The sequence below is a fragment of the Bacteroides sp. RTP21281st1_H5_RTP21281_210402 genome, from assembly GCF_040918965.1.
In the GTDB taxonomy this organism is placed as follows: Bacteria; Bacteroidota; Bacteroidia; order Bacteroidales; family Bacteroidaceae; genus Bacteroides; species Bacteroides congonensis.
Genome location: NZ_JBCOWR010000001.1, coordinates 283,831 through 298,844, shown reverse-complemented (window position 1 = coordinate 298,844; position 15,014 = coordinate 283,831). Strand labels below are relative to the sequence as shown.

The following is a 15,014-nucleotide window of genomic DNA, read 5'->3' as shown; positions in this document are numbered from 1 at the left end:
TTTGTTATCGGTCTATTTCTTCTGTTTCAATCTTGCCTCCAAGTTGTTCAATTTCTTTTCGATATTCATCCACAATTATAGAGTTCCCTATTCCAAGTAAAATTTTATCTCTTGAACAAAATTCCTTGATTTCACTTAGTGGAACAGAAAATTTCTTTTTTAAGTACAGCATAATTTTAGGCAATTCATTTCCCTTGTCTGCAAGATATATATTGTAAATCTTAGGACTAATGATTGTCAGATAATCATCTAATTCCGTATTCTCAAATTGCACAAACTCGGCAGTTGGTAATATTGCATAACGAAAACAATCCGATTTTGTATCACAAAACACAATGGAATAACCGCCTCTGTTAAGTTGCTTGTTCATAGCTTGGAACAACAAAGGCAAATAGTCACCTCGGCGAATTTTGTCCCAATCCAAAGAATCCTCAAACTTTTTAGTGTTCCATAAGAAACGTTCTATCCCATAATTCTTTAACATCATCGTAATGGAACGCTTAACCTGCCCTGAATATTCTTCACCACTCCAATCAATAACTGCCATTCTGTGAGAAACTATAGCAAAACAAAGCATAATATCTACTTCACTAAATTCATTGTCTTCAGAGCTTGTATCGTACCATCCCTTTTCAAACATTTTCCTATGTTGAAGGACAAAGGTTCTCTTATCTATATTGAACAACTGAATCATTTCTAAAAATTCATCATAGTGTTCTTTTAATAACACTTTAGCGAATAATTGAAGTTTACTATCCATATTTTAATTTTTAGACCGATAATGTTTGTTGGATAATCGACCTTTGGAAGATTAATCCGTATGCTATCGTTTATTTCAACTTAATTAGTTTTTCATATTGACAAGAAACATCAAGAAGTTTATCTACTAATTCATCTCCAAGCCAACAATCTATTAGATATTTGCCATAACTTGGTGTAAACGAGTAAATATCTTTATCAATCGCATTAATCATATTTTCCAATTCTTTTTGTACATTATGTAATGCACCATCAGGAAGAGAAGTCTTCCTACATTCAAAAGGTTGCGCTAATATTCTTTTTACATCATCAAGTATATTCACACAACAACTTTTTACTGTTTCTTTTCTACTTACCATATTAAACGATAATGTTCGGCGAATAATCGTCCTTTAGGGAGATTGATACGCTTGTTATCTGCCTTTATTCGCTTTGATAAGTTTCAACTACATACAAATCAACATTAGGATAATCATTTGAAACTGTCTCTATAATTGCTTTTACATCATCCCATTTTAATCCTCCTAATCCAGCACCGATTGCAGGTAAGGCTATTGCCGTTACATTATCACCACTGGCTAACTCAAGCATCTGTATCAGTGCCTTTTCGATATACTCTATTTTAGCTCGTGTTCGCCACGTTGCTTGAGTACCAAGGTTATATATATGTCCATTGCCATAATCATAATCAAAAACATCACCGGGGCAAAACTTATTTTCTTTGCACAACTGCTTATATTCAAGATACATATCTGGATATTTGCTTTTGAACTGTACGGCAATGCCTTTACCCATTGCACCGGCACAATTACAACCATGCGCATAACTGCTCACTCCATCAATACGGAATATGTCGCCTTTTTCAATATACCTAATCATTGTTTTTTTCTTTTTTATTGTTAATTATTCTGGGCAGATAATGTTCGGTGAATAATCGACCATTCGGGGAGATTTATTCACGTGTTAGTTGCAAATTTATAACTTTGACAAAAGAATATTTAGCTCCTTTATTTCCTGCTTTTCATCATTATATATCAAAGCATTTCTATACGAATGATTACTTGTACATATCGTTCCTATCTTGGAATTTTCCTGTATGTCAGAGTTGGATACTAATAATCCGTTCAAGATACATTTACCTATATATTCGGAATGTTCCTTAAATAAGGGAATTTGTTGCAATCGTTGGACAATCTCAAAAAGTGCTGTATCTTTTTCCTTTTCTTTGATTGCAGACAAAGGTAAGAGTAAATGAAACAGTACATCTCCATATATCTCTTTTGTAATCCTCATTAATTCCGAATATGTGAGATACTTCAAGTGAAAGTTGCCACTAACTTCCCCGATTAAAGTGTCATTCAAAAAATAATATGTACAGCAAGGATGAAATTCTATTGTCAATACAATATCGCTGCCGATAGGAAGTGTTAGAGTTCTTGGGTTTTCTATTTCACCTTGATTTTCGGATGTTTTCAAATCAATTTGAGATAGCCAACACCAATATTTCTTGTACTTCTTTTCATCCAACAATGTTGGTACAAGTTCTTCATCCCATACTTCATCAAAATTCGCATCCCTTTCTTCATCAAAGGCTCGAATATGATGATGTAACATTACGTTCCAAAAAAGCGCATTTGAAAACGAATATTCTTTTTCTGATATTACATTCATTTTTATTTCGTTTTTGACCGCAACTAATGGTTGGTAGATAACCGACCTTTGGGGCGGTTGAGCCGCTTGTTAGACACCTTTATTCATTAATAATTTATAGAAATACTCTATGCTTTCTGTGTTATTCCCATATTTCCTCTTTTTTTCAAGTAACGAATTGTACTTATTTTCAACTTCTTCAACTCGCCCCATTTGCTTTAATAGGAACAGTCCTTGATATTCTGTATTGTTTATAATCCAGTTTATATCTTCTGTTTTCTTGAAAAATTTCAAAGACAGATTTATGCTGGTCAAACATTGCTCTTGCCATGTGGGACTTCCTTCTTTTTCCAAAATGTTATTCAAATCCTTCAAATCTTCAAAATAAGGGGGTGACCAGAGGCGAAATCTGGCATTGAAACTTTCCAGCGATTCATTTTCCTCTTTAAGTTCTCTCCAATCCCCAAGTCCGCATAAAGTTACATACTTTTGTTTCAATACCATTTTTATACATTCATCCCGAAAATTATCTTCAAAATTCCGGTATCCAAAGATTAAGGTTTCTCTGTATAAAACATCAAAATCTTTTAATAGCACTTTATTTTGAACAATAAGCTCGATTGACATAAGAAAACAGCCGTATTTCTTCCTGAAAGTTATATGATATTGCTGTTCTGTGTTTCCATCAGATAGCTTTCGTACAAAGCGACCACCTCGTACATATCGAAAACCATGTGTAACGAAAGGTTTTTCCAACACATTCACTATTTGATTCAATATTTCTTTTTTATCAACCATATAATTTTATTTAGAGGTGTCTAATGTTTGGTGGCTAACTAACCTTTATAGGAATGTTCAGCCGCTTGTTATAATAAGTTTCCAATATCAAAGCCTAATTCTTTTAATACATTTGTTTGTTCTTTTTGGTATTCCAAAGTTCCACTATGGATAAAATCTTTATTTACAATATAGCTATTGGGGAAATCCTTGTAATACCTCATTAGAAAGTCTGGTATAATTTCATAAGTATTAAAACAAAATAAAATCTTACCGGATTTTACTAATCTAATAAACTCCTCTTTACTTTCACATTGATAAAGGTTCCCATCTTCATGAAAAACTCTACATTGATCAAGAAATAATTTCATGTTGAAATTAGCAAAATTAGCTAAATATTGAGGGCGTTGCCACCGTGCAATATCTGTACAGTTTGGAGATGATACGACTTTTTCCCATATACCTCGTTTTATAGGAAAAGAGTTACAGCTAAAATAGAGACGATAATGGGTTTGAGCAAATGTCTCTTCATTCAGTTCGCCTTCTAATGATGAAAAAACGCCATAACAGTCGTTTGTCAAAAGTCTTACATAATACAATTCACCACTTCGACCATTAATTTTATAAATTGCCCCCAACTCATATTTTGCCATAATGCTTTGATTTTTATTTATTATAATGTCCGGCAGATAAACCGCCTTCAATGTTTCATCTGTTTGTTAGCAACCTATTTTCTATCAATCTTTTGTAAAAGTTGATTGTAATACTTCTCTAACATTTTGATGTTATTTTTTCTGTCAATTTTTCCACTTTCATTATCTGTGTATGCAAACCACTTAAATAGCAATTCAACAAAAATATGTTTACCAATTTCTGTTAAAGAACTTTCCTTGATAATTGAAGGCATGATTAGGTTTCCTTCATTATCACATGGATTATCACACAAAAGCCCCTTTCCGTATGCGTAGTTTAATAAGTTCTGACAACAGACTTTCGCGTAGTCTTTATCTCTCTGACGGATTTGAGCTTCTATAAGTCCGTCAACATCAAAAATTATTTGGTCACTCATATTCTTTTTAGTTTGTAATGTCCAGTGGATAATCGACCTTTAAGGGAAATTATCCGTTTGTTAGTCGCTTTATTCTGCAATATAAGTTTCCAAATATTGAATACCGTTGTAACTGTCTAATTCATCCACAAATTTTTTAGGTGTTTCATATGAATCATAATTTTTCTTCTTAATAAAGATTTTCTGATTCCTTTTGTTGTCCTTGAAACCATTGGGTATATAGCACACAATACAATTTGATGGCTTTATGTGGTATTCATCAATATCGGACTCAATATACCAGTCAAGGACAAGTTTGTTATCAATCATCATTCTAACAAGATTAAAAGGATTTTCGGGTTCATCCTTAATTTCCACAGTTAGAAATTCTGGATAGTAATACTTTATATTAATGTCTTTACAGAACTGACAGCGATGTTCCGGATTTGGGCGTTTCTTTGTACGACTTTCTTTGTAATCTCGTATTTCTTTCATGTATTCATCTTGATTGAAATACTCCATAAATTCTTCCCGACTTTTATCGGTTGTGCCAATCCAAATCATATATTCTAATCCAGCATTAGACCCTTGTACACCTTCAGGCGACAGTTCAAACTCAAACGTACCAAGATAAGTCATGGTTGTGGCATTCTCTGCCTTCTTAGGAGATATACCCTCACGACAATTATAGCAGATAACAGCATTTGCCATTGTAATATTTTTATCAGCCATCGACAGACTTATCTTTTGGGTATCAGCAGGAATAAGGTTAAGTAATCCTGCCAAGCCGTCAGATGTGAATTTCATAATAAGAAAATCCTCATCATAGTTCATTACACCAAGCTCCTTACAGAACTGGCAACGAAGTTCCTTATTGTCTTCATCATAATCTTTCCACCATTGACGGAAAGCCGATTGATCCATATATTTCTCAACGTCAGCTTCGGAATCGAATTGACCGACCCATATCATTATCTTACTCATTTTCTTTTTTTATTTTTCAAGCGACTAATGTTCGGCGGATAATCTCTCTTACGGAGATTTATCCATTTGTTACCGATGTGCCATTTATTTCTATTTCTTTAAATTTTAAAAACTCATTTGCCTTATACAAATGAAGTAATTGCATTTTCATATTTTCATTGACAATGTTTTTATAAAAACCGTATTTATTCCACCCTTTTAAAAAGAACCCATCTACAGATGAAGGTATTTTAGACATATCTAACACAAGTGTACTCATGCATTCAAATTCTTCTCGTTTGGAATGAATATTGTCAACACAATCAATTACTTCATTAAAAATAATTGCCATATAATCAAGTGGGAAATCTCCATGTACTGAAACCCTTTTTAAAGAAATTCCTTTTATGGAGGACAATTCGTTTATATTCAATATATCTTCTCTGACAAGAAACAAATGGCTGACTTCAGCAAATTCTGGCATTCTTATTTGCCCAAATCCAGATATACTTTTAGCGATTAGCCCCTTACCTTTGATAAGAGCTTTTATTTGATACCTTTCCGATGAAGATGAATCTATAATTCTTTGAAAATTAATTTCTTTATCTTCATATATAAACTCCCACGAATATGTAATACATTTCTTCCATATTCGATTTTCTCCATTCAAGTATATTTTATACCATTTCATATTGTCATTGTTAATCGGTAATGTTTGGCAGCTAACCGACCTTTAAGGGGAGGTTGAGCCGCTTGTTATTCTTTCAATTTGGATATGGAGTGTAATATTACAGCTCTTCTATTGGTTATACCGGTTTCTTCACATATACAAGCAATTCCATCAGACAATATTATGGCAAAGCCAAAATTCGACTGTATTCCTGCATTTATAGCCTCTGATATATCTGCCCATTTTTGATCCAGCTCAAAAAAACCGATGCAATATCCTTCTTTCTCTTTAGATAATTCACGAAGTCTATCTGTCAAATGGATTAAATCCGTAGAATTATAGACCTCGACAATCTTATTCTCATTTATAATATCCATCATATTATGACAAATTCGACTAATAGCTTTTACTCTTTTTTTGTTTGATGACAGTTCAAAAAAGAAACGGTCTTGATAACCAGACTTAATGAATTGCTTACAAAAAAAATCTTCTATGGTATTTCCTTTATTCATATCCAATTCTTTTGAAGAATAATGGGTTGTAAATAGCAACTGTTAGGGTTGCTTATTTACTTGTTATCCGCACATTAATTCTCTTCATCATTGCCATAGGCTAATTCTATATCAATAAACTGAATTACCAACTGACATATTTCGCCGCCTTCGTCTATGCCCCAATAAACCGGATACGTACCATCTCCGAACCCTGATTGAAAAATGGGAATATGATACTCCGTCCCCGGCACTTGCCAATTTAACCAGTCTCCGCCTGCACGTTGATATTCTGGATGGAGATAATAGTTTTCTTTGAATAATGCAGCAAAATATCCATCATAAGGATTATCATCGGGATTATCTTTGCGCCATTGTTCATCCCAGTCGCAATAAATACGGTGGATAATTTCATCACATACACATCCTAAACCAGCATCTACACAAAATCCAAAGTAATCACCCTCTTCCAATGTTTCAAGGTTTTCATTCCCAACTAATGCTTCATAGAATCGAACAGCCCGCTTTTCATTGAAGCGCAAACGTACTGCGGCATAACGGTCGCAATCCTCGTCGTCAGATTTGATTACACAAATTTCCGTTTCATATTTACCCGCAGGAGCGTTCTGAAAATATGGACGTTCGTTTCTGTTTGGGAGATATACCAATGGATCTCGTACCAAAAGATTTCCACTCGGCAAATCGCAAGAACCGATATTAATCGTCGTTAACGATTTTCCTGCAATTTCTTCTTGCTCAAAATAAGTATTGAGGTCAACAGGGCAGACGGTTTTTTCTTTTACCGATTCCCATTTTTTCATCCAGTTGTTTTCTAATTCTTTCATATTCCTTTTTGATTTTTAGTTGCGGATAATGGTTTGGTGAGGAACAGCGTTTAGCTGTTATCTCGACCTTGTTACAGACGATTTAACTAACATAATTCCATTTCCAATATCTTATATACCTGACCTTTGGCATTGCGAATAAGTATGGAAATGAAATCAAAAGCATTACATTTTAGATACTCTTTGTTTACCCAGTCGCCGTTGATTAGTTGTACTTGTTCGGTGGCTGGGTATTCATCATCGAAATCGGTATTACTGCATCCAAGAATGATAATTTCAAATTCTGTTTCAGCATCTTTATCTACAAATTGAATTTCAGGAGATAATGGTAGTTCTCTCTTATCCTCTATTAGTAATGCTTCATATCCATTATACCTTTCATCGAAAAGAGTAATCTTTTCTCCTGAATCTACTGAATACGCATATACAGCCAAAGGGAAATTTTGCTTGCCTGCAATGGAATTATCAATTAATTCACCACAAAAGTAAAGTCTGAATTTTGTTTCGTTTTGTGGGGATATTAACCTACCTTTCCAATACACAGGATTATTAAACCATGAATCTTCTATCAATTCAGGAAAATAGTCTTTGTGTATAATAAATGGTTTCAGATAATCCGGTATATATTCCATATATTTCTGTATTAAGTTGTCTGTAATGGGTTGGAAAGGAACGCCGTTTAGGGGTTATCTTTCCTTGTTATAAACTTTTTTATTTTTCCAATGGATATATAATTCTCCATTCTTTAGTCTTTTCTCTCCAACTATTGCACATAAAAGATTATTTTCATAGGCAAAATTATATTCCTCTGCTGGCATATTGCCCCAACGAGAAGCATACCTATGTACTTTACTAATTCTTTCTTTATCATATTCATATAAATACACTGACCAATCTTTATATGAATTTATACCCTGAAAGATATTCATTTCATGGTATGGATAAAAATAGCTTATTGAGATTATGGTTGTATATTGATTGGGTATATATTTAACATGATATACATAATATGAAAAGGCATTATCATACTCATATATATCAGTTATGATGCCATTTCCTATATTATCTGGAGCTTCTTGCGAACAAAGTATTTTTCCTTCTGCATTAAAGCCAAAAGAATACAGACCAGCTATTTTTAGACGGTCTTTTTCTTCAATATTTTTTCGTATTCGTCCGTTTGGTAAACCCGCTAATTCATTTTGATAGGGAGCAGGAACATAAAATTCATGTGTAGCATACTTCCATGAAGAGATTTGTCGTAAAATACTTTCAACTTTGGCATGAATGACAAGCTCTGACTGTTTTAACCGTTGATACAGTTTGTCATTCATTTCCATAATATGTATATCATTCTTTATATCCATTGGCTTTATTGTTTATAATGTCTGGCGGATAATCGAGTTTTTAGAAGATTAATCCGCTTGTTATAAACTCAATTCAATCGCTTTCCATTTCTTAGACTTCAATTTTTCTAAAGAGTGTTCGCTATATCCCTTTTTAGTAGCTTTTACAGGAATAAGCGTATAAAGAGTAACCATATCCTCTTTGTTATCATATTGATTCGCTGTATCAGAGTAGTTATAATCTACGACATAGAATCCAGCCAATTTCTCCGACCAAGAGATTGCGTTGAACCCTTTCTCTGTTTTGGATATAAAATCTCCATCAGAGAATGTTCTTCCGTTACGGACTTGGTTCGTTAATTCTTTCATTACCATATAAGGGAACTGTGTCTTCTCCATTTTAGAGTATGGATTCCAGCCAAACGGAAGCACAATAACAAACTCCACATAAGGCTGGGTATATTGGAAATTTCCTACACTGAACAATAACGAATTGTTGCCTCTATTAACAACCGCAAGCCTATTGAATACACCATTTTCCGTTTCATTGAATTTGTTAGGAATAACTCTGCCAATATTCCAGTCTATATGTTGGGATATGCCACCACCGACTTCAGACCATACATAATCGTGGTTGATATTGGACGACGCACCCTTTTCCTTCAGAAAAAGGCTTATTTCGTTATGTCCACTACTAATAGACCAATCAAGAGGAGAAAAAAGTAGAGTTGTAGTAAGCCTATTTATATCCGCACCTTTCTCTATAAGGTAGCGAACAATCTCAAAATGCCCTTTAGCGGCAGCTTCATTCAAAGCTGCTGTTGTAGAACTTTCATAAGCATTTATATCTGCGCCATTTTCTATCAATAATTTGACTATTTCTAAATGGTTTCCAGACGAAGCACCCCATAAAGGAGAAAATAATCTATCTTTAATACAATTTACATCGGCTCCATATTGAATTAAAGTCTTGCAAATTTCATAAAAACCTTTCTTTGCAGCTCGGCATAAAGGTGGATGAAGCGTATATAAATTCTCATCATTCAAATCCAGATCTGAATGTTGGTCGAGTATATTCGATACTTCCTGCACGTTGTTATCGCCAACTGCTTTTTCCAGTTTTATATAAATTTCTTTATTATTCATCTATTGAGTTATAATGTTATACTATCAGCCGATTTGGCTGTTATTTTCTTTAAGTATCAGACCTCGTCTTCCTCCATCAACAGATCGTCCAACGGGCTTTTGATATTGCTTTTGAAAGTGTCGGCTATGTGGACATACCTTTCTGTCGTCTTGATATTGTTATGTCCCATAAGCTCTTTCACTATCTTGATGTCGGTTCCCTGCTCCAGCAGGTGAGTGGCGAACGAATGGCGCAGCAGGTGCGGATAAATCCGTTTCGTGATTCCCGCTTCCCGGGCCGCTGCCTTCAGCCGTTTCGACACGATACTCTCGGTGAAAGGTTCTCCCGGTCTGTGTTCAAAAAGCCACACTTTCGGTTTGTATAGTCTGTTATATTCCGTCAGCTTTTTCATCAACGGTCTTGACAGCAGGGTGTAGCGGTCTTTTTTCCCTTTACCCTGCCGCACCCGTATCAGGGAGCGGGATTCGTTGATGTCGCCGGGTTTCAGTTCCAGCAGTTCGCTGATGCGCAACCCTGCGGAATAGAGTATGGAGAACATACAGAAGAAACGCAGGTCTGTCACCGTCACGTCGAGTATTTTCTTTATTTCCTCCTTGCTCAACACGTCGGGCAGCGTCTTCTCCCGTTTGGCACGGTTCACCTTGTAACACCGCCGTTCCTGACCGAGAACTTTCTCGTAATAGAACTTGATGGCGTTGATACGCTGGTTTTGCTGGCAGGAGGATATGTTTTTCTCGTGGATGAGATACAGCAGGTAGTCGTTTATCTCGCCGGGAGTAACCGTTTCAATCTTACGCCCCTCGAAATGCTGTTGGAAATCGCGGAAATAGGAGGTATATACCCTTACGGTATGGTCACTGTAACGCACTTGCTGAAGTTTTTCCAGATAGCCTTCCGGCAGTGGCGGCCGTTTGTCTTCCTCTTTACGGGGTGCGGTTTCCTTGATGGCAGAATAGTCTATAAACGCCATTTTTACATAGCGGTCGAAGAACTCGGCAAGCACGAAATCTTCTGCCGGCAGATAAGCCCTGCCGCCGACAAGCAGTACGTTTTCTTCCTTCGACAGCGACAAGCGGATGTCATTGTCATTACCGAAAGTCACTTCGACAAATTCTCTCCCGTTTCTTATCACCGGAGAAAGTTTGATCTTGGTTTTTGGGGGATATATTTCCATGCCTCACGTTTTGTCGGATATTGAAACCCGTTTTCGCAAATTTATAAAAAAACACGGGTTATCCATGCGCTTTATTGACATTTAACAATAGATCCCGACTACCTGACAATAAGGTGAGGAGCCACGAAAATACCCTCTGCCAAATCCGTCCTTCCCGGCACTCCGTTTCTCCGATTTCCTCTGCCCTGCGCCACAAGCGGCCACTTCTGTGCCCGATGCTTCCATAGCCTTTCCAACTCTTTTACGTTCAGCCGGTTCCCCTTACTTTCGTTCCCGCATCGCTATTGGTGCTAACTAAAAACACTCGTAATTATGGACGAAAACGTAAAGAACGACGCTAAACAAGTCATGCTCGTTCAGAATGCCGACGACGGACGACTGCAAGCCGTTACCGGCGTGGATCGGGACGGCAATATCCAGACCGCCGACCCCACGGATCAGAATGTGGCGAGCCTGCTGAACGTGAACACGCAGGATTCAGCCCTCGAAGCCTTCTTCAAAAAGTTCATGGAACAGGCCCAGAACCCCGTCCACACGGGTATCTTCGTCATGACGGAGAATGCCCTGAACAAACTTATCCGCATCGACTTCGACCCGGAGATTCTGGAAAATTACCGTATCGACCCCTCCGAACGGCTTCAGACGCAGGAGCAGCGGCAGTTCGAGCCGCTGGACGTCACGAAGATAGACCTGGCGGATATGGAGAAGAAAGGTATCCGCATGGAGGACATCGAGCCGCACCTGAAAGCCATGTCTTACGGACATAAATCCAACGGGCTGGTGGAGATGAACCCCGAACTGGAGAACGGGATGCGTGTTTCCACCAAAGGGCGCGTGTCGCTCGAAGAGCAGGCGGACGGCTCGCTGCGCGTCGTGCCGCATTACTGGCAGGAACGGCCCGACCTCGACGCCCCCTTCCACGGGGTGCTGCTCGACGAGGAGGCGAAAACGAACCTGATGAACACCCGCCACGCCGGGAAAGTGATCGACCTGGAGCTGGAGCCGGGCAAGCTCACGCCCTGCTACGTGTCGATAGACAAATGGACGAACACGCTGGAACCCATGCCCGTTTCGTTACTCGAAAAACGTGCCCGCATCAAGGAGGCCGACCTCTCGGAAGGCAAGCAGATGGATTTCTACGGCGGCGGCAAGGTGTTGCTCGAAGGATATACCACCCGCGCGGGTTATAAGCGGGATGCCTATATCCAAATCGACGCGGCCGAACGTAACTATTCCTTTACCTACGACGGTTTGGATCGCAACCGCTACGCCCAGGAGAACAAGGAGATTTACCGTCAGAAGGCCGCCGAGAAAAACGGACGGCAGGAAACTACGGCCTCCGAACGACAGCCCACGCTCACGATTCACCGGACAATCCTCAAAGCCTCCGTGCCCAAAGAGGCTTATGACCAGTGGACGGAAGCGGTGAATGATCCCTCCAAGCGGGCGGATGTCAAGGCTTTCTACATCAAGGGCATGGTCAAGGACGGGCAGGGTGAGCCGTTCAACGCCTGGGTCAAGCCCAACTTCGAGCGTAACAAGATGGACTTCTTCCGCTGGAATCCCGACCGTGCGAAACGGCAGGGAGCGGAGGTCAAACCCGCCGTTGAAAGCCGTACCCAGGTCGCCGTCAATTCCGAGGGCAAGACCGTCGAAGCGGTCAAAGGTGTGAAAGAGCCGCTCAAGCAGGGACAGCAGGAAGCCACCCCGACGCAGAAGAAAAATTACCGCAGCAGCAAAAAGAGCAACTCCAAAGGTGTCAAGGTATAACGTATGAAATGGTTCTACATGCAGGCCGGAGCCATGCCGCTCCTGATCGCGGCGCTGGCCGCCTTGTACCTCCGGCCGGGTAAACGCAGCCCCCCGGAGGAGGCGGACGACGGACGGCAGTATTACGACGGGAACGGCAACCATGTCTATTACGACCGCCGGCTGATCGCCCGTCCGGAAAAAGAGAAAGAAGAAGAACTACAAGAAAACAACCACTGAAAAATCCGAATCATCATGCAAGTAATTATCGCAGAAAAGCCCTCGGTGGCGCGTGAGATCGCCGCCATCGTGGGAGCCACGAACCGTAAAGACGGTTTTATCGAGGGAAACGGCTACGCCGTAACCTGGGCCTTCGGCCACCTGGTCGGGCTGGCAATGCCCCAACAGTACGGCATCGCGGGTTTCCGCCGGGAAAACCTGCCTATCCTGCCATCATCGTTCATCCTCCTGCCCCGGCAGGTTCGGGAGGGTAAAGAGTATAAGGCCGACCCGGGTGTCGTGAAGCAGCTCGGTATTCTCCGGGAATTGTTCGGCATGGCCGAGCGCATCATCGTCGCGACCGACGCGGGGCGTGAAGGGGAGCTGATCTTCCGCTACATCTACTCTTACCTGGAATGCCGCACCCCTTTCGTGCGGTTATGGATCAGCAGCCTGACCGACCGGGCCATCCGCGAGGGGTTACAACACCTCCGCCCCGGCAACGAATACGACAACCTTTACCTCTCGGCCAAAGCCCGCAGCGAAGCCGACTGGATCGTCGGTATCAACGCCTCGCAAGCGCTTGCCGTGGCTGCCGGGCGGGGCGTCTGGTCGCTCGGACGGGTGCAGACCCCCACGCTGGCGATCATCTGCTCCCGTTACCTGGAGAACAAGGCGTTCAAGCCCGCCACCTATTTCCGGCTGAAGCTCTCCACGGCAAAGGAGGGCACGGAGTTCACCGTCCTCTCCACGGAGAAATTCGACGGCAGGGAGAAGGCGGAAGCAGCCCGCGCCGAGGTTATCGGCGTCCGAACGGTACGCGTCGTGAACGTGGAGCGCAAGGAGGCCAGGGAACAGCCGCCTCTCTTGTACGACCTGACGACACTCCAAAAAGAGGCCAACAGCCGGTATGGTTTTTCGGCAGAAAAAACGCTCGACATCGCCCAGTCGCTTTACGAGAAGAAGTTCATCACTTATCCCCGTACCGGCTCACGCTATATATCGGAAGATGTGGCCGAGGAGATTCCGGCACTCATCGGGAACATGACACGCTATCCCCGTTTCGCGGAATACGCGGGCAGGATGGATACCGCATCTCTCTCCCGCCGAAGCGTGGACAACGAAAAGATCGCCGACCACCACGCGCTGCTTCCCACCGAGAACCTCCCCTCCGAACTGGATGCCGACCACCGCATCGTCTATGAGATGGTCGCGGGGCGGATGCTCGAAACCTTTTCCGGGGCCTGCGTGAAAGAAAACACTTTCCTTACCCTGCAAAGCGCGGGACATGATTTCACGGCCCGCGGCAGTATCATGGTCGAGACGGGCTGGCGGGCCGTCCTGAATGAACCTGTCGAAGAGAAAGAGGAGGACATGACCCTCCTTCCCGACATCGTGCAAGGCGACGAGCTGCCCGTCAAAGGATGCGGCACGGAACAGAAACAGACCCGGCCGCGCCCCCTTCACACGGAATCGAGCCTGCTGGCGGCGATGGAAACCGCCGGACGCGAACTGTCCGACGAGGCCGAACGCGAGGCGATGAAAGATGCCGGCATCGGCACGCCCGCCACCCGTGCCGCCATCATCGAAACGCTCTTTGCCCGCGAGTATGTCAGGCGAGAGAAAAAGTCGCTTGTACCCACGGACAAGGGACTGGCCGTGTATGCCGTGGTCAGGGACAAGAAGATTGCCGATGTCGCCATGACGGGCGGCTGGGAACTGGCCCTCTCGAAGATCGCCACCGGGGAGATGGACGCCCCGACGTTCCATCGCGGTATCGAGGTCTTCACCTCGCAAATCGCCAAAGAACTGCTGGAAGCAAGAATCGACGGCGCGGAGAGTGACACAGCCTGCCCGCGTTGCGGCAGGCCCGTGGTGTTCTATCCCAAACTCGCCAAGTGTCAGAATCCCGATTGCGGCCTGACCGTATGGAGAACCGTGGGCCGCAAGGAGCTGACCGACAAGCAGCTCGCGGAACTGCTGACCAAAGGCAAAACCGGCACGATCCGGGGATTCGTCAAAAACGGCGGCGGAACGTTCGACGCGGCCCTCACGCTCGATGACCAGTTCAAGACCTCGTTCGTTTTCGAACCGCGCGATACTCCCAGGCAGGGAAAGAGGAACAAACGGAAATAATCGTTACCTTTGCCACTGGAAAAGACCTGTCATAACGAGATAC

The 15,014-nt window shown here is 41.7% G+C and carries 18 protein-coding genes; 3 read left to right on the top strand and 15 right to left on the bottom strand.

What is annotated here, in order from left to right; translation table 11 throughout:
* Positions 1-4: 4 nt before the first annotated feature.
* The 15 genes from AB5443_RS01200 to AB5443_RS01130 form a co-directional block, all read right to left on the bottom strand.
* Entirely contained in the window at positions 5-760 is a 756-nt protein-coding gene (locus AB5443_RS01200) for a hypothetical protein (RefSeq protein ID WP_004295472.1), read from the bottom strand.
* 70 nt (positions 761-830) lie between these two features.
* The gene (locus AB5443_RS01195; protein WP_004319180.1) at positions 831-1,082 is read right to left on the bottom strand and encodes a hypothetical protein; all 252 of its coding nucleotides are present in this window, start codon (positions 1,080-1,082) and stop codon (positions 831-833) included.
* 100 nt (positions 1,083-1,182) lie between these two features.
* Complete coding sequence (locus tag AB5443_RS01190; RefSeq protein ID WP_004319182.1) at positions 1,183-1,638, bottom strand: macro domain-containing protein; 456 nt, start codon at positions 1,636-1,638, stop codon at positions 1,183-1,185.
* Between the two features lie 96 nt (positions 1,639-1,734).
* Positions 1,735-2,430, bottom strand: a complete 696-nt coding sequence (locus AB5443_RS01185) for an Imm19 family immunity protein (protein WP_115484191.1) — start codon at positions 2,428-2,430, stop codon at positions 1,735-1,737.
* A gap of 69 nt (positions 2,431-2,499) precedes the next feature.
* A complete protein-coding gene (locus AB5443_RS01180) occupies positions 2,500-3,207 on the bottom strand; it encodes a hypothetical protein (RefSeq protein ID WP_070752026.1) in 708 nt (235 codons plus the stop codon).
* Between the two features lie 68 nt (positions 3,208-3,275).
* Positions 3,276-3,839 carry a hypothetical protein gene (locus tag AB5443_RS01175; RefSeq protein ID WP_004295267.1) on the bottom strand — a complete coding sequence of 188 codons (564 nt, stop codon included), beginning with the start codon at positions 3,837-3,839 and terminating at the stop codon, positions 3,276-3,278.
* Positions 3,840-3,913: 74 nt separating this feature from the next.
* The gene (locus AB5443_RS01170) at positions 3,914-4,255 is read right to left on the bottom strand and encodes a hypothetical protein (RefSeq protein ID WP_004295473.1); all 342 of its coding nucleotides are present in this window, start codon (positions 4,253-4,255) and stop codon (positions 3,914-3,916) included.
* A gap of 69 nt (positions 4,256-4,324) precedes the next feature.
* Complete coding sequence (locus tag AB5443_RS01165) at positions 4,325-5,218, bottom strand: immunity 22 family protein (RefSeq protein ID WP_004319190.1); 894 nt, start codon at positions 5,216-5,218, stop codon at positions 4,325-4,327.
* Positions 5,219-5,276: 58 nt separating this feature from the next.
* Positions 5,277-5,888: a hypothetical protein gene (locus AB5443_RS01160; RefSeq protein WP_041926317.1), complete on the bottom strand. Its 612-nt coding sequence runs from the start codon at positions 5,886-5,888 to the stop codon at positions 5,277-5,279.
* A gap of 65 nt (positions 5,889-5,953) precedes the next feature.
* Positions 5,954-6,379 carry a hypothetical protein gene (locus tag AB5443_RS01155; protein WP_005681360.1) on the bottom strand — a complete coding sequence of 142 codons (426 nt, stop codon included), beginning with the start codon at positions 6,377-6,379 and terminating at the stop codon, positions 5,954-5,956.
* A 74-nt stretch (positions 6,380-6,453) separates the two neighbouring features.
* Complete coding sequence (locus AB5443_RS01150; RefSeq protein ID WP_004327342.1) at positions 6,454-7,203, bottom strand: DUF4241 domain-containing protein; 750 nt, start codon at positions 7,201-7,203, stop codon at positions 6,454-6,456.
* Positions 7,204-7,289: 86 nt separating this feature from the next.
* Positions 7,290-7,835, bottom strand: a complete 546-nt coding sequence (locus AB5443_RS01145; RefSeq protein WP_155162817.1) for a hypothetical protein — start codon at positions 7,833-7,835, stop codon at positions 7,290-7,292.
* Positions 7,836-7,889: 54 nt separating this feature from the next.
* Positions 7,890-8,567, bottom strand: a complete 678-nt coding sequence (locus AB5443_RS01140; RefSeq protein WP_004326085.1) for a hypothetical protein — start codon at positions 8,565-8,567, stop codon at positions 7,890-7,892.
* 60 nt (positions 8,568-8,627) lie between these two features.
* Positions 8,628-9,692 (bottom strand): ankyrin repeat domain-containing protein, encoded by a 1,065-nt coding sequence (locus tag AB5443_RS01135; protein WP_004319189.1) that lies wholly within the window; start codon positions 9,690-9,692, stop codon positions 8,628-8,630.
* Between the two features lie 56 nt (positions 9,693-9,748).
* Entirely contained in the window at positions 9,749-10,867 is a 1,119-nt protein-coding gene (locus AB5443_RS01130; protein WP_032568676.1) for a site-specific integrase, read from the bottom strand.
* A 312-nt stretch (positions 10,868-11,179) separates the two neighbouring features.
* On the opposite strand from AB5443_RS01130, the gene AB5443_RS01125 reads away from it, so the two are divergent.
* From AB5443_RS01125 to AB5443_RS01115, 3 genes are read left to right on the top strand one after another with little or no spacing between them, the layout of a single operon-like run.
* Positions 11,180-12,637: a DUF3945 domain-containing protein gene (locus AB5443_RS01125; protein WP_007558960.1), complete on the top strand. Its 1,458-nt coding sequence runs from the start codon at positions 11,180-11,182 to the stop codon at positions 12,635-12,637.
* 3 nt (positions 12,638-12,640) lie between these two features.
* Positions 12,641-12,856, top strand: coding sequence for a hypothetical protein (locus AB5443_RS01120; RefSeq protein ID WP_004319199.1), 216 nt, complete (start codon positions 12,641-12,643; stop codon positions 12,854-12,856).
* A gap of 15 nt (positions 12,857-12,871) precedes the next feature.
* Complete coding sequence (locus AB5443_RS01115) at positions 12,872-14,971, top strand: type IA DNA topoisomerase (RefSeq protein ID WP_004319201.1); 2,100 nt, start codon at positions 12,872-12,874, stop codon at positions 14,969-14,971.
* Positions 14,972-15,014: the final 43 nt, after the last annotated feature.

What these genes read in the sequence shown, in the direction of transcription:
- AB5443_RS01155 (WP_005681360.1), bottom strand. Translation starts at nt 6,379, where the DNA reads ATGAATAAAGGAAATACCATAGAAGATTTTTTTTGTAAGCAATTCATT.
- AB5443_RS01145 (WP_155162817.1), bottom strand. Translation starts at nt 7,835, where the DNA reads ATGGAATATATACCGGATTATCTGAAACCATTTATTATACACAAAGAC.
- AB5443_RS01190 (WP_004319182.1), bottom strand. Translation starts at nt 1,638, where the DNA reads ATGATTAGGTATATTGAAAAAGGCGACATATTCCGTATTGATGGAGTG.
- AB5443_RS01115 (WP_004319201.1), top strand. Translation starts at nt 12,872, where the DNA reads ATGCAAGTAATTATCGCAGAAAAGCCCTCGGTGGCGCGTGAGATCGCC.
- AB5443_RS01165 (WP_004319190.1), bottom strand. Translation starts at nt 5,218, where the DNA reads ATGAGTAAGATAATGATATGGGTCGGTCAATTCGATTCCGAAGCTGAC.
- AB5443_RS01150 (WP_004327342.1), bottom strand. Translation starts at nt 7,203, where the DNA reads ATGAAAGAATTAGAAAACAACTGGATGAAAAAATGGGAATCGGTAAAA.
- AB5443_RS01180 (WP_070752026.1), bottom strand. Translation starts at nt 3,207, where the DNA reads ATGGTTGATAAAAAAGAAATATTGAATCAAATAGTGAATGTGTTGGAA.
- AB5443_RS01185 (WP_115484191.1), bottom strand. Translation starts at nt 2,430, where the DNA reads ATGAATGTAATATCAGAAAAAGAATATTCGTTTTCAAATGCGCTTTTT.
- AB5443_RS01175 (WP_004295267.1), bottom strand. Translation starts at nt 3,839, where the DNA reads ATGGCAAAATATGAGTTGGGGGCAATTTATAAAATTAATGGTCGAAGT.
- AB5443_RS01135 (WP_004319189.1), bottom strand. Translation starts at nt 9,692, where the DNA reads ATGAATAATAAAGAAATTTATATAAAACTGGAAAAAGCAGTTGGCGAT.
- AB5443_RS01120 (WP_004319199.1), top strand. Translation starts at nt 12,641, where the DNA reads ATGAAATGGTTCTACATGCAGGCCGGAGCCATGCCGCTCCTGATCGCG.
- AB5443_RS01160 (WP_041926317.1), bottom strand. Translation starts at nt 5,888, where the DNA reads ATGAAATGGTATAAAATATACTTGAATGGAGAAAATCGAATATGGAAG.
- AB5443_RS01200 (WP_004295472.1), bottom strand. Translation starts at nt 760, where the DNA reads ATGGATAGTAAACTTCAATTATTCGCTAAAGTGTTATTAAAAGAACAC.
- AB5443_RS01125 (WP_007558960.1), top strand. Translation starts at nt 11,180, where the DNA reads ATGGACGAAAACGTAAAGAACGACGCTAAACAAGTCATGCTCGTTCAG.
- AB5443_RS01170 (WP_004295473.1), bottom strand. Translation starts at nt 4,255, where the DNA reads ATGAGTGACCAAATAATTTTTGATGTTGACGGACTTATAGAAGCTCAA.
- AB5443_RS01130 (WP_032568676.1), bottom strand. Translation starts at nt 10,867, where the DNA reads ATGGAAATATATCCCCCAAAAACCAAGATCAAACTTTCTCCGGTGATA.
- AB5443_RS01140 (WP_004326085.1), bottom strand. Translation starts at nt 8,567, where the DNA reads ATGGATATAAAGAATGATATACATATTATGGAAATGAATGACAAACTG.